The sequence below is a fragment of the Streptomyces californicus genome (genome assembly GCF_000717645.1).
GTDB lineage: Bacteria > Actinomycetota > Actinomycetes > Streptomycetales > Streptomycetaceae > Streptomyces > Streptomyces californicus.
Genome location: NZ_JNZZ01000021.1, coordinates 90,443 through 112,243, shown reverse-complemented (window position 1 = coordinate 112,243; position 21,801 = coordinate 90,443). Strand labels below are relative to the sequence as shown.

General features: G+C 74.2%; 16 protein-coding genes. 11 read left to right on the top strand and 5 right to left on the bottom strand.

All coding sequences use genetic code 11. The annotated features are described in order from the left end of the window. Positions 1 to 70: 70 nt before the first annotated feature. Entirely contained in the window at positions 71 to 1,078 is a 1,008-nt protein-coding gene (locus tag IF19_RS0126665) for a hypothetical protein (RefSeq protein WP_030730532.1), read from the bottom strand. Between the two features lie 551 nt (positions 1,079 to 1,629). Between IF19_RS0126665 and mfd the strand changes: the two genes are divergently transcribed. Then, positions 1,630 to 5,163, top strand: a complete 3,534-nt coding sequence (gene mfd, locus IF19_RS0126660; protein WP_030115459.1) for a transcription-repair coupling factor — start codon at positions 1,630 to 1,632, stop codon at positions 5,161 to 5,163. Between the two features lie 84 nt (positions 5,164 to 5,247). Here mfd and IF19_RS0126655 read toward each other — a convergent pair whose 3' ends face one another. Next, positions 5,248 to 6,126, bottom strand: a complete 879-nt coding sequence (locus tag IF19_RS0126655; RefSeq protein WP_078580877.1) for a nucleotidyltransferase domain-containing protein — start codon at positions 6,124 to 6,126, stop codon at positions 5,248 to 5,250. 349 nt (positions 6,127 to 6,475) lie between these two features. On the opposite strand from IF19_RS0126655, the gene IF19_RS0126650 reads away from it, so the two are divergent. Further along, positions 6,476 to 7,258: an HNH endonuclease family protein gene (locus IF19_RS0126650; RefSeq protein WP_030115457.1), complete on the top strand. Its 783-nt coding sequence runs from the start codon at positions 6,476 to 6,478 to the stop codon at positions 7,256 to 7,258. A gap of 158 nt (positions 7,259 to 7,416) precedes the next feature. On the opposite strand, the gene IF19_RS0126645 is transcribed toward IF19_RS0126650, so the two are convergent. Together IF19_RS0126645 and IF19_RS0126640 are read right to left on the bottom strand one after the other, a co-directional pair. Further along, positions 7,417 to 8,082, bottom strand: coding sequence for a hypothetical protein (locus tag IF19_RS0126645; RefSeq protein ID WP_030115456.1), 666 nt, complete (start codon positions 8,080 to 8,082; stop codon positions 7,417 to 7,419). Positions 8,083 to 8,229: 147 nt separating this feature from the next. After that, positions 8,230 to 8,709, bottom strand: a complete 480-nt coding sequence (locus IF19_RS0126640) for a GNAT family N-acetyltransferase (RefSeq protein ID WP_418952769.1) — start codon at positions 8,707 to 8,709, stop codon at positions 8,230 to 8,232. 512 nt (positions 8,710 to 9,221) lie between these two features. Here IF19_RS0126640 and IF19_RS0126635 point away from each other — a divergent pair. Next, positions 9,222 to 9,968, top strand: a complete 747-nt coding sequence (locus IF19_RS0126635) for a hypothetical protein (RefSeq protein WP_030115454.1) — start codon at positions 9,222 to 9,224, stop codon at positions 9,966 to 9,968. Next, positions 9,965 to 10,591, top strand: a complete 627-nt coding sequence (locus tag IF19_RS0126630; RefSeq protein ID WP_030121540.1) for a cysteine hydrolase family protein — start codon at positions 9,965 to 9,967, stop codon at positions 10,589 to 10,591. Before IF19_RS0126635 ends, IF19_RS0126630 begins: the two co-directional genes overlap by 4 nt. Before the next feature lie 98 nt (positions 10,592 to 10,689). Here the strand turns inward: IF19_RS0126630 and IF19_RS0126625 are convergent, their stop codons facing one another. Further along, positions 10,690 to 11,418, bottom strand: coding sequence for a hypothetical protein (locus IF19_RS0126625; protein WP_030115452.1), 729 nt, complete (start codon positions 11,416 to 11,418; stop codon positions 10,690 to 10,692). 234 nt (positions 11,419 to 11,652) lie between these two features. Between IF19_RS0126625 and IF19_RS0126620 the strand changes: the two genes are divergently transcribed. From IF19_RS0126620 to IF19_RS0126590, 7 genes are all read left to right on the top strand, one after another. After that, positions 11,653 to 13,992, top strand: coding sequence for an N-6 DNA methylase (locus IF19_RS0126620; protein WP_030278082.1), 2,340 nt, complete (start codon positions 11,653 to 11,655; stop codon positions 13,990 to 13,992). Between the two features lie 326 nt (positions 13,993 to 14,318). Beyond that, entirely contained in the window at positions 14,319 to 15,083 is a 765-nt protein-coding gene (locus tag IF19_RS1000000137810; RefSeq protein WP_063751465.1) for a hypothetical protein, read from the top strand. Then, on the top strand, positions 15,080 to 16,762 hold the full coding sequence (locus IF19_RS0126610) for a serine/threonine-protein kinase (protein WP_030121545.1): 1,683 nt from the start codon (positions 15,080 to 15,082) through the stop codon (positions 16,760 to 16,762). The genes IF19_RS1000000137810 and IF19_RS0126610 overlap by 4 nt, the downstream gene beginning before the upstream one ends. Before the next feature lie 140 nt (positions 16,763 to 16,902). Then, positions 16,903 to 17,556, top strand: a complete 654-nt coding sequence (locus tag IF19_RS0126605) for a SurA N-terminal domain-containing protein (RefSeq protein WP_030115448.1) — start codon at positions 16,903 to 16,905, stop codon at positions 17,554 to 17,556. Between the two features lie 155 nt (positions 17,557 to 17,711). After that, the gene (locus IF19_RS0126600) at positions 17,712 to 18,707 is read left to right on the top strand and encodes a nucleoside triphosphate pyrophosphohydrolase (RefSeq protein ID WP_030196993.1); all 996 of its coding nucleotides are present in this window, start codon (positions 17,712 to 17,714) and stop codon (positions 18,705 to 18,707) included. A 41-nt stretch (positions 18,708 to 18,748) separates the two neighbouring features. Then, the gene (locus IF19_RS0126595) at positions 18,749 to 20,311 is read left to right on the top strand and encodes an SEL1-like repeat protein (RefSeq protein ID WP_050493936.1); all 1,563 of its coding nucleotides are present in this window, start codon (positions 18,749 to 18,751) and stop codon (positions 20,309 to 20,311) included. Continuing rightward, positions 20,308 to 21,636, top strand: a complete 1,329-nt coding sequence (locus IF19_RS0126590) for a cytochrome P450 family protein (RefSeq protein ID WP_030115446.1) — start codon at positions 20,308 to 20,310, stop codon at positions 21,634 to 21,636. The genes IF19_RS0126595 and IF19_RS0126590 overlap by 4 nt, the downstream gene beginning before the upstream one ends. Positions 21,637 to 21,801: the final 165 nt, after the last annotated feature.

The following is a 21,801-nucleotide window of genomic DNA, read 5'->3' as shown; positions in this document are numbered from 1 at the left end:
CCCGCGCCTCCCGCCCCCCGTCCCTCCCGGGCCCCGCGTCTCCCGGGCCCCGCCCCTCCCCTCCCGGGCCTCAGATCCAGCCGCGCTCGCGGGCCAGCAGCGCGGCCTGCGCCCGGCTGGCCGCGCCGAGCGTCTGCATCAGGTCGGCGACGTGCCGCCGGTAGGTGCGCACCGACACCCCCAGCTCCCGCGCGCCGGCCTCGTCCTTGCCCGCCGTGCACATCGACACGAGCACCCGCCGCTCGATCCCGGAGGGCGCGGGGGCCGCGGACTCCCCGCCGCCCCCGGCCGGGCCGCCCGCCCCCGCGAGATCGTCCGCCTGGTCCCAGATCCGTTCGAACAGCGAGATGATGTTGGAGACCAGGCCGCTCCGGTGGGCGAGGAGCGCGCCCCGCGAGGTGTCGCGCGGGTCCAGCGGTACGAGCGCCGTCCGGCGGTCGTAGACGAGCAGCCGCTCCGTGGTGTCCGCCGTCACCCGGATCGCGGCCCCGTGCTCGGCCAGCTCCCGCAGGTAGTCGGCGGTCGGCGGGTCCTGGAGCGCCGTGCTGGAGACGACGTTGCGGATCCGCACCCCGCGCCGCAGGCAGCGCAGGTCCAGCGGGCGGGACCGGGCGATGTTCTCGGCCGACAGCCGGGTGTACGGCTCCACGGAGAGGATCTCGTCCCGGGCGAAGAAGGCCAGGTCGTCGATCCGGTCGCGGATCTGGGCCAGCCCCTCCAACTGCTCGATGCCCTGCGGAGGCGGCGTACCGGCCCCCTGCTCCGCGCGTAGACCGTCAATGACGTGCCGCGATCGGGTGACGCGCTGCAGCTCCTGGTGGAGCGCGTGGAGCCGGACGTCCACCAGCCGGGCCAGGGCCACCTCGGGGTCGGCCGGGAAGATCCGCCGCTCCGTGTCCTCGGCGTGCAGCAGGCCCAGCTCCTGGAGGCGGGCGATCCCCGCGCGGGTCGCCCGGGGCCGGGAGCCCAGCAGGAGGTGGAGGCCGTCGGCGCGGGTGCCGGGGTTGCGCAGGAAGTGCCGGTAGAGCTCTTCCTCGGCCTCCGGAACCCCGAAGACAGACATCTCGTTCTCGTCCACGTACGCCCCCGATGCCTGGTGCCGTGGGGCCGTGCACCGAGGGGGATCGCCCCACGCCGCCCGTCCCGTCCGCTGCCCGCTCCGCCCGTGCCGTCGACTGTGCCCGGTTCCGCCCGGTGCGACGCGCGGGGCGGCGCACCTGCCGCCCGCACGGTCTCGCACGCGCGCGGGCCCGTGTGATGGTCGGGCAAAGACTAGACGCTGACGACCGTCCTGTGAGGGCCCCGGGCGCAACTGTGTGCGATCCGGAGATGAACGGTGTGCGACGGCCGACGAGCGGCCGTGTCGGCGCGACGGACGGCGGCGCGCGGCCGGGGCGCGGGACCGAAGCGGGCGCGGACCGGGCGGCGGGCCCGGCGATGCGGGCGGGGAGCGGGCTCGGCGATACGGGCGGGGAGTCGGTCGGCCCACCCGTTGCGGGCGCGGCTGTCGGTCCCGGGCCGTACCCTGGAAATCACCCCGGCCCGTCTCACGTGTCGGGCCCTTCGCGTTGCTCGCCCGCCGGCGCCAGCCTGCTGCCGGTACCCCTTGATCACCCGGACGGAAACTTCATGAGTCTGCACGGTCTGCTGGACGTCGTCGTCACCGACCCGGCGCTCGCCGAGGCGGTGAAGGCCGCCGGGGACGGGCACCGGGCCCACGTCGACCTGGTGGGCCCGCCCGGCGCACGCCCGTTCGCCGTCGCCGCGCTGGCCCGGCAGACCGGCCGTACGGTGCTGGCCGTCACCGCGACCGGGCGGGAGGCCGAGGACCTGGCCGCCGCCCTGCGCACCCTGCTGCCGCCGGACACGGTCGCCGAGTACCCCTCCTGGGAGACGCTGCCGCACGAGCGGCTCTCGCCCCGCTCCGACACCGTGGGCCGCCGCCTCGCCGTGCTGCGCCGCCTGGCGCACCCGCGCGAGGACGACCCGGAGACCGGCCCGGTTTCGGTCGTTGTCGCGCCGATCCGCTCCGTGCTCCAGCCGCAGGTCAAGGGGCTCGGCGAGCTGGAGCCGGTGTCGCTGGAGAGCGGGCAGAGCGCGGATCTGGGCGAGGTGGTGGAGGCGCTGGCGGCCGCCGCGTACGCCCGGGTGGAACTGGTCGAGAAGCGCGGCGAGTTCGCCGTGCGCGGCGGCATCCTGGACGTCTTCCCGCCGACCGAGGAGCACCCCCTTCGGGTGGAGTTCTGGGGCGACGACGTCGAGGAGATCCGCTACTTCAAGATCGCCGACCAGCGGTCCCTGGAGGTCGCCGCCCACGGTCTGTGGGCCCCGCCCTGCCGCGAGCTGCTGCTCACCGACCAGGTGCGGGAGCGGGCGGCCGTCCTCGCCGAGGAGCACCCGGAGCTGGGCGAGCTGCTGGGGAAGATCGCCGAGGGCATCGCGGTCGAGGGCATGGAGTCCCTGGCCCCCGTCCTGGTCGACGACATGGAGCTGCTGCTCGACGTCCTGCCGAAGGGCGCGATGGCGATCGTCTGCGACCCCGAGCGGGTGCGGACGCGGGCGGCCGACCTGGTCGCCACGAGCCAGGAGTTCCTCCAGGCGTCGTGGGCGGCGAGCGCGGGCGGCGGCGAGGCTCCGATCGACGTCGGCGCGGCCTCGCTGTGGGGCATCGCGGACGTCCGGGACCGGGCCCGCGAGCTGGGCATGATGTGGTGGACGGTCTCCCCCTTCGCGGCCGACGCCGCCGACCACGACGACGACACCCTCCAGCTCTCCATGCACGCCCCCGAGGCGTACCGGGGCGACACCGCCCGCGCCCTGGCCGACACCAAGGGCTGGCTGGCCGACGGCTGGCGCACGGTGTACGTCACGGAGGGCCAGGGGCTCGCCTCCCGTACGGTCGAGGTGCTGGGCGGCGAGGGCATCGCGGCCCGCCTCGACGCGGACCTGACCGAGATCACCCCGTCCCTGGTCCACGTCTCCTGCGGCGCGATCGACCAGGGCTTCGTGGACCCGGCGCTGAAGCTCGCCGTGCTGACCGAGACCGACCTGACCGGCCAGCGCACCGCCACCAAGGACCTGGGCCGGATGCCGGCCCGCCGCAGGAAGACGATCGACCCGCTGACGCTGGAGGTCGGCGACTACATCGTCCACGAGCAGCACGGTGTCGGCCGGTACGTGGAGATGGTGCAGCGCACGGTCCAGGGCGCGACCCGCGAGTACCTGCTCGTCGAGTACGCCCCCGCCAAGCGCGGCCAGCCCGGCGACCGCCTGTACATCCCGACCGACCAGCTGGAGCAGGTCACCAAGTACGTCGGCGGCGAGGCCCCGACGCTGCACCGGCTCGGCGGCGCGGACTGGACGAAGACGAAGCAGCGGGCGAAGAAGGCGGTCAAGGAGATCGCCGCCGACCTCATCAAGCTGTACAGCGCCCGGATGGCGGCCCCCGGCCACGCGTTCGGCGCGGACACCCCGTGGCAGCGGGAGCTGGAGGACGCCTTCCCGTACGCGGAGACGCCCGACCAGCTCTCCACCATCGCCGAGGTCAAGGAGGACATGGAGAAGACGGTCCCGATGGACCGGCTGATCTGCGGCGACGTCGGCTACGGCAAGACGGAGATCGCGGTCCGCGCCGCGTTCAAGGCGGTTCAGGACGGCAAGCAGGTCGCGGTCCTCGTGCCCACGACCCTCCTCGTCCAGCAGCACTACGGCACGTTCACCGAGCGCTACTCCCAATTCCCGGTCAACGTGCGCGCGTTGAGCCGCTTCCAGTCGGAGGCGGAGTCCAAGGCGACGCTGGAGGGGCTCAAGGACGGCTCGGTCGACCTGGTCATCGGCACGCACCGCCTCTTCTCCTCCGAGACCAAGTTCAAGGACCTCGGCCTGGTCATCGTGGACGAGGAGCAGCGGTTCGGCGTCGAGCACAAGGAGCAGCTGAAGAAGCTCCGCGCCAACGTGGACGTGCTCACCATGTCCGCCACCCCCATTCCCCGTACGCTCGAAATGGCGGTCACCGGCATCCGCGAGATGTCCACGATCACCACCCCGCCGGAGGAGCGCCACCCGGTCCTCACCTTCGTCGGCCCGTACGAGGAGAAGCAGATCGGCGCGGCCGTCCGGCGTGAACTGCTGCGCGAGGGCCAGGTGTTCTACATCCACAACCGGGTGGAGTCCATCGACCGGGCCGCCGCCCGCCTGCGCGAGATCGTCCCGGAGGCGCGCATCGCCACGGCGCACGGCCAGATGTCCGAACAGGCCCTGGAACAGGTGGTGGTGGACTTCTGGGAGAAGAAGTTCGACGTCCTGGTCTCCACGACGATCGTGGAGTCGGGCATCGACATCTCCAACGCCAACACCCTGATCGTGGAGCGCGGCGACAACTTCGGCCTCTCCCAACTCCACCAGCTGCGCGGCCGGGTGGGCCGGGGCCGCGACCGCGGCTACGCCTACTTCCTCTACCCGCCGGAGAAGCCGCTCACCGAGACCGCCCACGAACGCCTGGCCACGATCGCCCAGCACACGGAGATGGGCGCGGGCATGTACGTGGCGATGAAGGACCTGGAGATCCGCGGCGCGGGCAACCTCCTCGGCGGCGAGCAGTCCGGCCACATCGCGGGCGTCGGCTTCGACCTGTACGTCCGCATGGTCGGCGAGGCGGTCGCGGACTACCGGGCCCAGATGGAGGGCGGCGTCGAGGAGGAGCCGCCGCTGGAGGTCAAGATCGAGCTCCCGGTCGACGCGCACGTCCCGCACGACTACGCCCCCGGCGAGCGGCTGCGCCTCCAGGCGTACCGCGCGATCGCCTCGGCCACCTCGGAGGACGACATCCGCGCGGTCCGCGAGGAGCTGACCGACCGCTACGGCCCCCTGCCCGAACCGGTCGAGAACCTCCTGCTGGTCGCCGGCCTGCGCATGCTGGCCCGCGCCTGCGGCGTCGGCGAGATCGTCCTCCAGGGCTCCAACATCCGCTTCGCGCCGGTGGAGTTGCGCGAGTCCCAGGAACTCCGCCTCAAGCGCCTGCACCCCAAGGCGCTCATCAAGCCGGCCGCCCACCAGATCCTGGTCCCGCGCCCGACGACGGGCCGCATCGGCGGCAAACCGGTCATCGGCCGCGAACTGCTGTCGTGGACGGGCGAGTTCCTGACGACGATCCTGGGGTCGTAACCCCCGGACACGCGAAACCACGGGGCCCCGCCGGACACGTGTCCGGCGGGGCCCCGTGGTGGGTCGACGGATCCGCCCGTTTCGTCACGAACGAGATGAGCTCGACAGCACCCGGGCGATCTCCTCGTGCAGCTCCGACGGCAGCCGGACGCCCCAGCGGTCCGCCGTCTCGGCCGCCAGGTCGCGGCTCCACTGCCAGCTGTTCGCGGACGCCGTGTGGACCGCCTCCGGGGTCAGGGGCCCGGTGGTCGTGGCGTACCGCTCGACGTCCGTGGCCGGCAGGTCCGCCTCCAGGGCGCGGCTCGGGGTGAGCCAGTGGGCGGTCGAGCCGCGCAGCAGGCGGCAGAGCTTGAGCTGGAGCGGGGCGATCACGGCGTGCAGCAGGTGGTGGGCGCGGGCGTGCTCGCCCCGGGCGCGGACGTGGGCCAGCATCAGGGTCCAGTTGGCCAGTTCGTCGGTGAGCTGCTGGGCGGTGGCGACCGGTTCCGGCGGGGTGAGGGCGGCCAGTTCGCGGGCGGCGGCGGTCAGGCGGCCCGTGCGGTCCAGGAGGACGGCCGCCTCGGGGCGGGGGAGGTGGATCTGGTCACGCCAGCCGGCGATCTCCGCGATGCCGGTTCCGGCCGGCTCGACGTGGAACTCGCCGCGCATCAGGTCCTCGAAGACCACGGCGAGGATGCCGTACATGTTGGTGTACGCCAGCTTCAGCGGGGCCAGCCGCTCCACGAACTCCCGCCCGTCGAAGGCGGCCACGTCCTCCTCCCGTACATAGAGGTACGCGTCCAGATCCGAGTGGGCGTCGGCCTCGCCGAGCGTCCAGGACCCGTACAGCAGAACGCCCTCCACGCGGGGGTCGGCCTCGGCGGTCGTGCGCAGCAGTTCGATGCGGCGGGCCAGGGGCAGGGCGTCGGCGGGCAGGGGAGCAGGGGCGGCGGTACGGGCGTGGGCGGGGCGGTCGTGCGGCATGGCCGGGTCTCCTGAGGGGGTGATTGGGCAGACGGACGGGGCCCGGCGGCAGGCGCCGGGCTGCGTGCGGCCGGTCCCGGTCGTACGGGACCGCGTTCGTCGCTCAGGAAACGCCCATGGGGACAGCCTAGGGCCTGTCTGACAGTTCCCGTCTGCCCGGGGGCGCGCGGGAGAAGGGGCGCGTGAAAGGAAGGCGCGTGGGGCGGAAGGTGTCCGCGGGACGTGCGGTGAGGCTCCGTCACGCGCCCGCCGGAGAAAGCCGCCGAGGCAGTCATGGAAGAAGCCCCGACGGGGAAGACGCTCGTAGGATTCTCGGCGTTCGGTTTTCTCCCCGTCAGGACGGCTTCACGTGATAGCTCCCCGTACGCACCGAGCGGCCCTCCCCGCCGTCGCAGCCCTTGTCGTGCTCGCCCTAACGGGGTGCGACCCCGACGACCTCGCCGCCGAGGGCGGTGCCGCGAGCGGCGGGGCCAACGGCGGTGCGCGGTCCGCCGAGGGCTTCGGCGCGAGCCCGCTGGACAACCCGGACGGTACGAAGCCGGGGCTCGCCCCGCTCACCAGCGACGCGGACCGGGCCGCCGCCCGGAAGATCATCGACAAGGTGGCGACGAAGGGGCGCGGCCCGAAGACCGGCTACGAGCGGAAGAAGTTCGGCTACGCCTGGAAGGACGGCATCGACGGCATCCCGCTCGCCCGCAACGGCTGCGACACCCGCAACGACCTGCTGGCCCGGGACGGCAAGGACCTCGAACACAAGGCGGGTTCGGACTGCATCGTCATGGCGATGACGCTCCAGGACCCCTACACCGGCGAGACCATCGACTGGCGCAAGCAGCAGGCCACCAAGGTGCAGATCGACCACGTAATGCCGCTGTCCTACGACTGGCAGATGGGCGCCGCCCGCTGGAACGAGTCCAAGCGCGAGCAGATCGCCAACGACCCGCTCAACCTCATCCCGGTGGACGGCCCGGCCAACAACGCCAAGCGCGACTCGGGCCCCGCCTCCTGGCTGCCGCCGTACAAGCCGATCCGCTGCTCCTACGCGGTGCGGTTCGCCCAGGTCTCCCTGAAGTACGAACTCCCCGTCACGACAGCCGACAAGCAGGCCATGCTCGCCCAGTGCGGCGGCTGAACCGCCCCGCCCCGTGACAACCGCCCCGCCCTGTGACAGCCGTCCCGCCCTGTGACAGCCGTCCCGCCCTGTGACAGCCGTCCCGCCCCGTGACAGCCGTCGGGGCCGTCCCGGAGGAACGGCCCCGACGAAGGTACGTACGCGAGCGGACGCTGTGGTCAGACCTTTCCGCCGCAGATGACGTTGTACGGACGGCCGAGCGCCATCATCAGCTGCATCGGTTCCGTGGTCGCCGCCGGGCACTCGGTCTTCTGGTCGACCAGCCCGAGGACCTTGAAGTCGGCGCCCCCGGCCGAGGCGCAGGCGATCTCCTTCGCCGTGGCCGACACGCAGTCGCCCTCCACGAGCTGGCCGCCGCCGGCGCCCGCGTCGCCGGGGTGGTCCCCGGTGAGGTTGCGGCCGCAGACGGTGTTGGTGGGGATGCCGCCGCTCTTCTTGTCGTCGCCGGAACCGAAGACCCGGGAGACCTGGATGATCAGGTCGGTCCCGGCCGGGCACTGGATCGCGTTGGGCATGATGCTCGCGCTCTTGACCTCCAGCGCCTTGAAGGTCGCGCCCGACTCGTCGCAGTCGAAGGCCCGGTAGCCATCCGGCTTGTTCTCCGGGTCCGGGCCGCCGCAGTCGCCGATCTCCCAGGAGCCGCCCTTCCCGTCCGAGGCGGACGAGGAGGACGGGGACGCCTTCGACGTCGACGCGTCGTCCCCGAAGATCTTGGAGGCCCCGTAGCCCAGGCCGAGGATCACCGCGAGCACGACCAGGGTCTGCAGGCATCCGGCGCCTCTCCGGGGGCGGTTCGGTGCGGTGCCGGGCTGGGGATGGGCCATGGTTCTCTGCTCCTCGGAGGTGACGCGCGGGGGCGGCGGACGGGCACGCGGGCGAAGCCGGCGGCGCACGGGCGGGAAAGTCACGGGTGGGGACGCGGCATGGACACCTCATGGTTCCTGCCGCTCCCCTCGGCGCGCCGGACGCCCTCAAGCGGCGGCCGGCCCCTTCGGCAACTCCTTGACCAGGAAGCGTGCCGGGTCCGCGACCTCGTGCCGGACGCCCTCGTCGTCGAGGTACGCGTACCGGTCCACGTACCGGCACCCCGTTTCCCGGTAGCCGATGCGCGCATAGAGCGCGGCCGCTCGGTGGTTGTCGTCGTCCACGCCCAGGCCGATCAGCGTGTGGCCCGCCGCGCGGACCCGCTCCTCCGCCGCCGCGATCAGCGCCGAGCCGATGCCCCGGGAGCGAAGCTCCGGCGGCCAGACCGAGAGCCCGTTCAGTTCCGGGCAGCCGGGGAAGCGCGCTCGCACCTCCGGGGCCGCGCAGCCCTGCCACAGGATCTGCGCCGTCCCCACCGGTACGTCGTCGGCCCAGGCGGTGAGGAAGGCGGCGAGGCCCCGCTCCTGCCGGTCGAACCGGGCCGCGTGACGCCGGGTCCGGCCGGGCGAGGGCAGGTACCGCTCCAGCGGTTCGAGGTCCGCCTCCCGGCACGGCCGGACGCGTACGGGACCGGATGCGGAACCGGGACGGGCACGGGCACCGGGGTGGGCATCGGCGCCGGGCGCGGGACCGGCTCCGGGACGGGCACCGGCGGCGGGAGCGGAAACGGCATCGGCGGCGGGCACGGGATCGGGGCCGGCGGGGTCCGGGGGCGTCGTCGTCATGCGGCGAGACGGTAGCCGGGCGGTGCCGTGCCACGCCGGACGTATCACCCGGCGCCGCCACCGGGCCGTGCCGGGCCGCACCGGGCCGAGCGGAGCCGCCACCGCCCCGGTAGCCGGGCGGTGCCGTGCCACGCCGGACGTTTCGCCCGGCGCCGCCACCGGGCCGTGCCGGGCCGCACTGGGCCGAGCGGAGCCGCACTTGACCGAGCGGAGCCGCCACCGCCACCGGAGCCGATATCCGCTGCGGAGCGGCCACCGCCACCGGAGCCGATATTCGCTGGTCGGAGCGGTGCGGGGCCCCTAGGGTCACGGGCATGGACCCGCACATCACCACCCTCGCCGAGCGACCCGAGCTGGCCGGCGCCCTGAACGGGATGCCGGACACCTGGCCGGAGTTCGTGCTGGAGGACATCGTCGGCTGGGCGAACTTCCCCCGGATCGCCGTCGAGTTCCCGCAGTACGTGCTCGTCGCCACCGACCCGGAGGGGACGGTCGTCGCCCGCGCCTACAGCGTGCCGTTCGAGCTGGACGCCCCCGGGCGCGGCGCGCTGCCGGTCGGCGGCTGGGACCGGATGCTGCTGTGGGCCTTCTCGGACCTGCGGCGCGGACGCACGCCCGACACGGTCGGCGCCATCGAGATCACGGTGGCGACCGGCCACCAGGGCAAGGGGCTCTCCGGCCGGATGCTCGCCGCGCTGCGGGACAACGCGCGCCGCCTCGGCTACGGCGAGGTCGTCGCCCCGGTGCGGCCGAGCGGCAAGCACCTGCGCCCCGCGCTGCCGATGGAGGAGTACGCCCGGCTGACCCGCCCCGAGGACGGGCTGCCCGAGGACCCCTGGCTGCGGGTCCATGCCCGCGCCGGCGGGACGGTGGACTCCGTCGCCACGGTGTCGATGACCGTGAGCGGTTCGCTCGCGCAGTGGCGGGAGTGGACCGGGCTCCCGTTCGACGCGGACGGGCCGGTGGAGGTGCCGGGGGCCTTGGTCCCGGTGCACTGCGCGCTCGACCACGGGTACGCGGTGTACACCGAGCCCAACGTCTGGGTACGGCACCGGCTGTGACGGCGTCCGCCGGCAGGCGACCGGATGCGGGCCCGGGCGCCGGGGCGGAACCGACCGGGGGCCCGGCCTCCGCGCTCCTCGTCATCGACATGCAGAACGCCCTCGTCGCGATCGCGCACCGGGCGTCCGCCACCGTCGCGGCCATCGCCGGTCTCCAGGCGCGGGCCAGGGCGGCCGGGGCCCCGGTGATCCTGCTCCAGCAGCAGGACGGAGAGCTGGAGCCCGGCACCGAGGCGTGGCGGATCGCGCCCGAACTGGCCCCCGCCCCCGCTGACACGGTCCTCCCCAAGACCGCCCCGGACGGCTTCCTGGGCACCGGGCTGGACACGGTCCTCCGGGACCGGGGAATCACGGAGGTCGTCGTCAGCGGGTTCGCCACGGAGATCTGCGTCGAGTCCACCGCCCGCCAGGCGCTGAGCCGGGGGTACGACGTGGTGCTCGTCTCGGACGGCCACACCACCTCGGTCCGGCCGGACGGCTCCGGGCCGTACGCCGCTCCGGAGGCGTCCGTCGCCCACCACAACGAGATCTACCGGAACCTCCGCTTCCCCGGCCGGCGGGTGCGCGTCCTGCCCGCGGCCGAGGTCGACTTCCGGCGCGGTGACGTCCCGGAAACGCCGTAGGGCGGTGTTCGGAGCCCCCGTGGCCGCCCTACCGTCCTTCGCGCGGGCGGTAGGGCGACGACAGGCCCCGGGCGTCCGAAGTCGTCGCCCCGCGCGTCCTACTGCTCCAGGTCGACGATGTCCTTCGCGGCGGGCTTCTTCGCCACGACCGGCACGTCGAAGTCGGAGAGGTTCATCGTCATCGGCTCCTTGCCGCCCTTCGACGTGACGCGCAGGAGGTACGGCTCGCCCTCGGCGGCGACGTCGAAGGTGTACGTCTCCTTGCCGTCCTTCTCCACCAGCCGCAGGGCCGGCTTGCCCGCGACCTCCGACGGGCCCTTCTTCTCGGCGGCGTTGTCGTTCGCCTCGAACTCCTTCAGGAGCGCCTTCAGGTCGCAGAACTCGACGGTCTCCGCCGTGTCCGGGTCGGACGCCTTCGACTCCATCCACTTGCCCGCGATCATCGTGACCGCGGCCTCCACGTCCGCCTTCGGCTCGCCCTTCATCTGCGCGCGCATCATGGCCTCGTCGAACCTCGTGTAGACCGTCCCGCCGGTCTTGACGATCTCCATGCCGCCCTGGCCGGCCACCGACATCGTCCCGGTGCAGTCGCCGCCCAGGCTCGACGCGAAGTCGGCCTTGATCCGGCCGTCCTCGGTGGTCATGTCGACGGCTATCCGCAGGGATTTGACCCCGTTCGTGGCCGTGAGGGCCTTGTTGGCCACCTGCGGTCCTGACTGGCCGGCGAACGGCCCGGTCTCCTTCGGCGCGTCCGTGCCGCAGGCGGCGAGCCCGACGAGGGTCAGCGCGCAGAGGGTGTTGACGGAGATACGGGTGGCGAGGCGCATGGGTCAGGCTCCGGAAAGGAAGGCGCGAGGGTGCGCCGCAGTGGATGGAAGAACCGGCCCCCGGTGGGGGCGGATCAATAAGAGCAAAGCTTGTGAACCGAGTCAACACGAGGTGCGTGTGAAGTGGTGGGCAACGCCCTGCACGGGTGTGTTCGGAGGGAGTCGCTATGCTCGCGGACAGACGGCGTCGACGGGTCGGCGGGCGGGCCGGCGTACGGACCAAGGGGAGAGCCAGTGACGGAGAACGCGACCGAGGTCACCGCGGCGGGAATCGCCCGGCTCGCGGGCGTGGGACGCGCCGCCGTCAGCAACTGGCGGCGGCGGCACGCCGACTTCCCGCTCCCCGTCGGAGGTACGGGGACCAGCCCGTCCTTCGCTCTGGCCGAGGTGGAGCAGTGGCTCCGTGACCAGGGGAAACTCGTAGAGGTGCCGCTGCGTGAACGCGTCTGGCAGGCGATCGCCGGGCATCCCGCCGGCGCCGTCCAGGCGTTGATCCACACGGGCTGCGCCCTGCTGCTGGTCCGCGACCGGCCCACCGCCTGGCTGGAGCTCGCGGCGGCCCCGGACGAGCGGATGGCCGCACTGCTGCCGCACACCATGGAGCACGTCCTCACCGACCGGTTCGGCCCGGAGGCGGACACCGGTGTTCACACGGTGCCTTCGCCGGAGACCTCAGGTGTTCACACGGCGCTCCCGTCGGAAGTCCCTGGTGTCCACACGGCGCTCTCGCCGGGAGCCCCCGGTGTTCACACCCCGAGCCGAGCGGAGGCCCCGGCCGCCGAGTCCTCGGCCGCCGATTCCCCGGCCGTCCGGGCGGCGGGCACACCGGACGGCCGCCGCCCCCACGCCGACCGCGCTGTCCACACCCCCACCGCCCGGGACCTGATGCCGTCCGTGCCGCTCCTGCGCGCCGCCGCCGAACTGGCCGCCGGGATCGGGGCCGGGCAGGCGTTCGCGTTCCTGCTCGGGCGGCAACTGGACGCCAACCCGCGCCAGTACACGCTGACCCCGGCCCATCTCGCCGAGCTGATGGCGGACCTCGCCGAACCGCCCCCGACCGCCGACCGGACCGCCCGCGGGCAGCACGTCCGCACCGTCCTCGACCCGGCCGCCGGCACCGGCGCCCTGCTCCGCGCGGTCCACGGTCCCGCCGCGCTGTACGGACAGGAGGCCGACCCCGCCCTCGCCGCCCTCACCGCCCTGCGCCTGGCCCTCGACGCCGACACCCCGCGCGGAGCCGTCCCCGGCCCGGACCTCCGTACCGGCGACACCCTGCGCGCCGACGCCTTCCCGGAGCTGGCCGCCGACACCGTCCTCTGCCACCCGCCGTTCAACGAACGCAACTGGGGCCACGAGGAACTGGCCTACGACCCGCGCTGGGAGTACGGACTCCCGGCCCGCACCGAGTCCGAACTCGCCTGGGTCCAGCACGTACTGGCCCGGCTGCGCGACGGCGGCACCGCCGTCCTGCTGATGCCGCCCGCAGCCGCCTCCCGCCGCTCCGGCCGCCGGGTCCGCGCCGGCCTCCTGCGGCGGGGAGCCCTCCAGGCCGTCATCGCGCTGCCCGCCGGGGCCGCCCCTCCGTACGGCATCCCGCTCCACCTCTGGGTGCTCCGCAGGCCGGAGCCCGGTGTGCGGCCCGCCGCCGACGTCCTCCTGGCCGACACCACCGGCCTCCCGGGTCCGACGACGGCCGCGCCGGAAGCCGCCCCCACAGGAGGCCGGGAACGGCTCGACTGGCCGGCCGTGCGTGCCGCCGTGCTGGACGCCTGGCGCGAACGGGCCGACGTCGAGGGCGTCAGCCGTGTCGTGCCCGTGGTCGAACTCCTCGACGACGACGTGGACCTGGCCCCGGCCCGCCACCTCCCGCGCCCGGCGCCCGGCGGCGGCGCTTCCGGCCTCGGGGAGATCAGGGAGAAGCTCGCCGAGACCCTGCGCCTGACCGCGGAACTCGTCCCGCCGGCCGCCGTCCCGGCCGGCTCCGCGCACCTGCCGCTCACCACCGTCGGCGAACTCGCCCGCGCCGGCGCCCTGCGGCTGCGCACCGGCACCGCCGCGCCCGGCAGCGCCCCGGTCCCCGTCCTCACCGAGCACGACGTCCTCACCGGCGCGGCCCCGGCCGCCCCCGCCGCACCGCCCGCCGCCGAAGCCACGGGCACGGACGCCGACGCCGACGAGACGGTCCTGCTCGAACCCGGCGACGTCGTCGTCCCCGTCCTCGGCGGCGGCAGTGCGGCCCGGGTCGTGGACGGGACGACGGCCGGGGCCGCGCTCGGCCGCAACCTCCAGCTCCTGCGGCCCGACCCGGCGGCCCTCGACCCCTGGTTCCTCGCCGGCTTCCTGCGCGGGACGGCCAACCACCGGCAGGCCAGCAGCCACGCCTCCACCGCCGCCCGGCTGGACGCGCGCCGCCTCCACCTGCCCCGGATGCCCCTCGCCGACCAGCGGCGGTACGGGGAGCGCTTCCGCGAACTGGCCGCCTTCGAGGACGCGCTGAGGACGGCGGGCCGACTGGGCGGGCTGCTCGTCCAGGGGATGTACGACGGCCTGGCGGACGGCACGGTCACACCCTGACGCGCGCGGTGCCCGGTCACGCCCCGAGGAGCGCGGGGCCGGCCACGCCCCGCCGCAGCACGGACCCGGCCACGCCGACACGGTACGACGGCCCGGTCACGCCGACGCCGCAGGGCGGCCCGGTCGTGCTTCGCCGCACGGCGGGCCCGGTAACGCCGACGCGGCAGGGGCCCGGCGCGCGGGCCCGGCCGTCGTCGGGAACCTGAACGGTCGTCGTCGGGGGAACCACAACGGTTCGGTACGACGTCCGGACAACCGGGACAGCCTGTCGGCGGAGGTGTATACGCTCACCCCACACGCCCGTCGTCCGCCTCCAGGAGCAGCACATGCACGGCTACGGCCCGTCGCCGCAGCAGCCGATCGCCCCCCGGCCGTCCCCGGCGACGATCACCGCGATCCGGGTGATCCTCGTGGTGTTGACGGTGCTGAGCTGCGGTCTGCTCGGGTGGGCGCCGATGCTGCGCCTCGCGATCGTCACCCGCAAGGGGCGCGACTGGTTCCTGCTGGCGCTCGTGGCGGTTTCGAACATCGCGCTGTTCGCGTTCATCCTGGCCACCCCGGACGACCCCGACGACATGACGGACGCCCAGGCCCTGATCCTGGCGGCCTGGATGCTCGGCGCTCTGGCCGCGGTGATCACCTATTACCTGAGCGCGGAGATACGCCACTACAGCTCGCTCGGCGCCTCGCCGCCGTACGCCGCGTACGGCTTCCCGCCGGTCCCGTACCAGCAGCAGCACCCGGCCCAGCAGCAGCACCCGGTTCCGCAGCACCCGGCCCAGCCGCAGGCACAGCACCGGCACCAGCCGCCGACCGCGCACCCGCCGCAGTCCCCCTCCCAGCCCCGCCCGTCCCAGGGGCAGCACCCCAACCCGTACGCCGCCCCGGCCGCCCCGACGACGCCCACCCCCGCGCCCCGCCGCCTCGACCAGGTCCGCGCCGAGCTGGACGAACTGAGCGACTACCTCCGCAAGGAGAGCCAGGGGAGCCAAGGGAACCCGGCCGGCCAGGGGAGCCAGGGGACCCCGGGCAGCCAGGAGAACCGGGGCAGCGGGGAGCACGGAGGCCGCAGGGAGGGCGAGGGCCGGTGAGCGGCCGGATCATCGCCGACCGCTACGAGCTGGCCGCCCTCCTCGGCCAGGGCGGCATGGGCCAGGTCTGGACCGCGTACGACCGGCGCCTGGACCGCCGCGTCGCGGTGAAGCTGCTGCGCCCCGACCGGGTCGCCGGCCCCACCGGCAGCGACGCGGCGGACGAACTGCGCCGCCGGTTCGTCCGCGAGTGCCGTGTCACCGCCCAGGTCGACCACCCGGGACTGGTCACCGTCCACGACGCGGGCAGCGACGGCGACGACCTCTACCTCGTCATGCAGTACGTCGAGGGCGCCGACCTCGCCGACCACCTCGCCGAGCAGGACCCCTACCCCTGGCCGTGGGCCGTCGCGGTCGCCGCCCAGCTCTGCGCCGTCCTCTGCGCGGTGCACGCGGTGCCGATCGTCCACCGCGACCTCAAGCCCCGCAACGTCATGGTCCGCCCCGACGGCACGGTCACCGTCCTCGACCTCGGCGTCGCCTCCGTCCTCGACACCGATACCACCCGCCTCACGCACACCGGTTCGCCCATCGGCTCCCCGGCCTACATGGCCCCCGAGCAGGCGATGGGCGGCGCGGTCGGCCCGTACACCGACCTGTACGCCCTCGGGGTCCTGCTGCACGAACTCCTCAGCGGAGACGTCCCGTTCGCCGGATCGACCGCGCTCGGCGTCCTGCACCGCCATCTGTACGAGCCCCCGGCCCCGGTCCGCCGCACCCGCCCCGAGGTCCCGGCGGCGCTGGAGGCCCTCGTGCTGCGGCTGCTCGCCAAGGACCCGCAGGACAGGCCCGCCTCCGCGCAGGAGGTGTACGAGGAGCTGGCCCCGCTGCTGCCGAAGCACGGGACGCCGTCCGCCCCGCTCGACCCGACCCGCCCGTTCCTGCGGCCGCACGCCCCCTGGCCGGACCGGGCGACGACCCCCGCGCCCGTCCCCGCGCCCGCCGCCTTCGCGGCCCCGCCGACCGGGCTCGGCGCACCGCTGTCCACCACGCCGCCGCCCGGCCCCGCCGCGCCGCGGTCCTTCACCCCGCCCCCGTACGCCCCGCCGCGCTCCGCCCCCGTACGCCCCACCGCGCCGCCCCACGCCACCCCGCCGCCGCCCGCCCGGCCGGACGTCGCGCGCGCCGTGGACGAGGTGAAGAAGCTGCTCGGCGAGGGCCGGATCACCCAGGCCGTCGACGTCCTCGGGGCCATCCTCCCGGCCGCCGCCGCCGAACACGGCGAGCGCTCCCCGGTCGTCCGCATCCTGCGCAAGCAGTACGCGGCGACGCTGATGGACGACGGGCAGTACCGCCGCGCCCTGCCCGAACTGCGCCGCCTCGCCGAGGACCGCACCGCCGAGTCCGGACCGGCCGACGCCCAGGCCCTCCAGTTCCGCTACGACGCGGCCCAGTGCCTCGAACAGCTCGGGGAGGCCGGAGCCGCGCTCGTCGAGTACCGCGCGGTCCTCCCGTACTACGAGAACGCCTACGGGCCGGCCACCTCCGACCCCGGCCGCGCCCTCGACATCCGGCACCGCATCGGACAACTGCTCCTCGCCGTGGGCGACCACACCGCGGGACGGGCGCAGCTCCAGAACCTGCTGTACGACGCCGAACGCGTCTACGGGCCGCACCACCCGCTGCCGACGGACCTGCGCCGCCTGCTCAGCCACCAGCGGGACGTGCGCGGAGGCTGATCCCGGGGGCGGGGCCGCCCCACATCCCCAACTCCTCCCGAATCGTTGGTCGAATCAGTGGCACTGATCACCACCACTGCCTAACATCGGTCACCGCAAGGCTTGTGCACCGATGCACAAACTCTCCCCGGGAGGCTCCTTTGCACCGCCGTCGTCGCACCGCGCTCTCCGTCCTCGCCGCAACGCTCGTCGCCGCACCGCTCCTGTCGGCCTGCGGCAACCAGGCCCACCCCGGCGCGGCGGCTGTCGTCGGCGGCGAACGGATCGAGGTGTCGGCGGTCCAGGCGCGCGCCGCACAGGTCCGCAGCGCCCAGGAGAGCTCCCCGCAGGCCGCCGAGCTGGTCAACAAGTCGGGCCAGCTCAGCCGCGCCAAGCTGCACGGGCTGATCTTCGGCAAGGTCCTCGACCGGGCCGCCGAGGACGCGGGGGTCACGGTCACCCGCAAGGAGATCCAGGAGATGCGGAAGGCCGGCCTCGCCCAGCAGGGCGGCGAGAAGCAGTTCGAGGCGATGATGCTCCAGCAGCGCTGGGTCGCCCCGGACCAGATCGACGCCGACATCCGCCAGGAGGTCCAGCTCCCGAAGCTGGCGCGGGCGCTCGGCGTGGACCTCGGCACCCCGGCCGGACAGCAGGCCGTCGGGGAGGCGCTGGCCAAGGCGTCGAAGGCGCTCGACATCGACGTCAACCCGCGCTTCGGCACCTGGGACGACCAGAAGATGCAGCTCGGCGACTACCGCGCGCCCTGGATCACCCAGCGCACGGAGGCCGCCCCCGAGCAGCCGGCCGGGGCCTGACCACGCCCGCGCGGGCCTGCACGGGCCGGGGCCTGAGCCCGCCCGCGCCGGCCTGAACGGGCCGGACGGGACGGGCCGGGGCGGGACCTGAGCATGCCCGCGCCGGGCGGGACGGGCCGGAGCGGGGGCGCCGCCGCCGGAGGTAGGTTCGCACGGTGAACGCCGAAGCCCCCGACGCCTCCGTCGAGACCCCCGCCGACCCCGGCCGCATCGTTCTGCTCACCGCCAGCCACCGGGTCGCCCCGGGCCTGCTGTCCTGGCCGGCCTGGCAGACGCTGCACGCCGCCGACCTGGTCCTCGTCACCGACCCGGACCACCCGCAGCTGCCCTACCTCCGCGAGGCGGGCGTACGCGCCGAGCACGCCGCGCCCGCCGCCGACGAACTGGTCGCGGAGTGCGCGGGCGGCCGGACCGTCGTCGTTCTGGTCGGCGGCGAGGGCGACACCCGCCTGACGGACGGCCTGGCCCGTCTCGGCGGCTCGGGCCGGTTCGCCATGCCGGACCTGGAGCTGCTGCCCGGTTCGTACGACCTGCCCGGGGCCCGGCTGCTCGACCTGGTCCAGGTCATGGACCGCATCCGGCGGGAGTGCCCGTGGACCTCGCGCAAGACGCACCGGGGACTCGCCAAGTACGCGATCGAGGAGGCGTACGAACTGGTCGAGGCGATCGAGGACGGCGACCGGGACGAACTGCGCGAGGAGTTGGGCGACGTCCTGCTCCAAGTCGTCTTCCACGCGCGCATCGCGCAGGAGGATCCCGAGGAGCCGTTTGACGTGGACGACGTCGCGGGCGGCCTCGTCGAGAAGCTGATCCACCGCCACCCGCACGTCTTCGGCGACGCGACCGCCGAGACCCCGGAGGACGTCCACGCGCACTGGCTGCGTACGAAGGCCATCGAGAAGCAGCGCACCTCGGTCACGGAGGGCGTCCCCCTCGGCCAGCCGGGCCTGGCCCTCGCCGCGAAACTGGCGAGCCGAGTCCGCACGGCCGGACTCGACGTCCCCCTCCCCGCCGGCGACTCCATCGGCTACGACCTCCTCGCCCTCGCCGTACGCGCCGAGGCCGACGGCGCCGACCCGGAGGCCGCCCTCCGGGCCGCCGCCCGCGCCTACCGGGACGCGATCCTGGCGGCGGAGGGCGGGGCGGGTTAGTACGGTGACGTCGGAGGCTCTACGAGGGGTGGGGGACGGCCGTGGGCGGACAACGGGACGTAGAGAACGACGCGGCCTCGGCCAACTCCGTCTCGGGCGGTGGGTTCCACGCTCCGGTCGTTCAGGCCGGCGCCTTCAACGGCGGCGTGCACACCTACTACGGGGTGTCGCCCCACACCGGCCTGCCCCCGGTCACCGACTGGCCCCGGCTCGACGCGGCCGACCCGATCGCCTTCGGCGTGCGGCCCACCCGGAAGTTCGCCGATGAGGCGACGCTGCCTCCCTACGTCGCCCGGGACGGTGACGCCCTGCTGGAGAGGCGCATGAGCGCGGCCGCCGAGGCCGGCGGGCTGGTGCTGGTGACCGGTGAGCCGCTGTCGGGGAAGAGCCGGACCGCCTGGGTGGGCATGCTCGCCAACCTGCCGGGAACGACACGTCTCCTCGCCCCCGCCGCCGGGACGGATCTGCGCGGTCTGCCCCTCGTGCTGCGCGGACGGCGCGAGCAGCCGTGCGTGATCTGGCTGGACGAGCTGGAGGGCCATCTCGGCGAACACGGCCTGACCCCGGCGCTGCTGGCCGACCTCGCCCGGCTGCGCGTCCCGGTGATCGCCACGATGAGCGACGAGGCGTACGACGCCCACCGCTTCGGCGAACAGGTCCGGGCCCGGGTCCTGGTCGGGGTCGGCGCGGTGGAGCTGACCCGCGTCTGGACCGAGGCCGAGCTGCGTCGGCTGGCCGGGGCGTTGGACGAGGACCGCAGGCTGGGAGACGCGTCCCTCTGGTGCGAGGACGCGGACATCGCCGCGTTCCTGGCCGTCGGCCCCGAGCTGTGGGACGAGTGGTGGCGTGCCCGACGCCCCAACGCCCACCCGCACGGCCATCTGCTGGTGCGCGTCGCCATGGACCTGGCCCGGTGCGGCACGGACGACACCCCCGTCCCGTCGAGTGTGCTGCGCGAGGCGTGCGCGCTGTACGACGAGGGGGCCGCGCAGGCGAGCCGGGAGTCGTTCGAGGACGCCGTCGCCTGGGCGTCGAAGGCCCGGCACGGCGTCGCCGGAATGCTGCTCCGGGGCGCGGAGCCCGACACCTGGAGGGCCTTCCCTTCGCTCCACCGGGACGCGGTGCGCCACCCCGACGCCCCGCCCGTACCGCTCGGTCTGTGGCTCCGTGCCATGGAAGTGGTGAGCGGGAACCGGGATCTGCAGGAGGTGGTGGTGGACAGCGCTCAGAGCGAACTGGAGGGGGAGGCGGACGGACGCCCGGAGGTCGGGCTGGTCCTCGGCCGCCTCTACGAAGCGACCGGGCAGGACCAGTACGCCGAGGAGTGGTTCCGGCACTCCGCCGACGCGGGCGGTGTCGAGGCGGCGGGGGTCGTCGGCCAGGTTCTCGCCTCCCGGGGGGACGTGGTCGAGGCCCTTCCCTACCTGGAACGGGCGGCGGAGGCCGGGAACCGGTACGCCCAGGGCCTGCTGGTGAGGGAGCTCGTGGTCCGGGCGGTGTTCTGGCTGGACCGCGGCGTCGGGGGCGGGAGCCGGGCGGCGGCGGACTTCAGGGGGAGACTGCGGGAGCTCATCAAGGCGCTGCCCGATACCGTCGAGGAGTGAACGACAGCCCCGCCCACCGCACCCCCGAGCACCCCGCCTGCCCGCACAGCGCCACCACCCCCGAAAGCGGCCCCGAACTCTTCACCTGGGAGTTCGCCACCGACCCCTACCCCGCCTACGCCTGGCTCCGCGAGCACCGCCCCGTGCACCGCACCTCGCTGCCCAGCGGGGTCGAGGCGTGGCTCGTGACCCGGTACGCGGACGCCAGGCAGGCGCTCGCCGACGCGCGGCTCTCCAAGAACCCGGCCAACCACGCCGAGTCGCCGCACGCCAAGGGGAAGACGGGCATCCCGGGGGAGCGCAAGGCGGAGCTGATGACGCATCTGCTCAACATCGACCCGCCGGACCACACCCGGCTGCGCCGGCTCGTGTCGAAGGCGTTCACCCCGCGCCGGGTCGCGGAGTTCGCGCCCCGCGTGCAGGAGCTGACCGACCGGCTCATCGACCGGTTCATCGAGGACGGGGAGGCCGACCTCATCCACGACCTCGCCTTCCCGCTCCCCATCTACGCCATCTGCGACCTGCTCGGCGTCCCGCGCGAGGACCAGGACGACTTCCGGGACTGGGCGGGCATGATGATCCGGCACGGCGGCGGACCGCGCGGCGGGGTCGCCCGGTCGGTGAAGAAGATGCGCGGCTATCTCGCCGAACTCATCCACCGCAAGCGGGAGAATCCGGGCGACGACCTGATCTCCGGGCTCATCCGGGCCAGCGACCACGGCGAGCACCTCACCGAGAACGAGGCGGCGGCGATGGCGTTCATCCTGCTGTTCGCCGGGTTCGAGACGACGGTGAACCTGATCGGGAACGGGATGTACGCGCTCCTGCGCCATCCCGAGCAGCGCGCCCGGCTCGAAGCGTCGCTGGCGGCGGGGGAGAGCGGTCTGCTGGCCACCGGGATCGAGGAACTGCTGCGGTACGACGGGCCGGTGGAGATGGCGACCTGGCGGTACGCCACCGAGCCGCTGACCCTGGGCGGCGAGGAGATCGCCGCCGGGGACCCCGTTTTGGTGGTGCTCGCGGCGGCCGACCGCGACCCGGAGCGGTTCGAGGACCCGGACACCCTGGACCTCGCGCGGCGCGACAACCAGCACATCGGATACGGGCACGGCATCCACTACTGCCTGGGCGCACCACTGGCCCGGCTGGAAGGACAGGCCGCGCTCGCCACCCTCCTGAGACGCCTGCCCGGCCTGCGACTTGCCGCCGATCCCGCCGATCTGCGCTGGCGCGGCGGGCTCATCATGCGAGGTCTGCGCACCCTCCCGGTCGCGTTCGAACCGGGCTCCCGAACCGAAAAAGGTGACCTTCTGTCAACTCTGTGACTTTCACGTGATCTGCGCTGCATCGACTTGTGACATACGTTCGCGTCCCGCTAGGTTCACGGTTCGACGCGTCGGCCGCAGGTTGCCCACGCGTCACTCGGGCCCCGGGGTGCGGGGGTGAGACCCCGCCGTACGGAGCCCGGGCAACTCGCTTGTCAGTCGCAC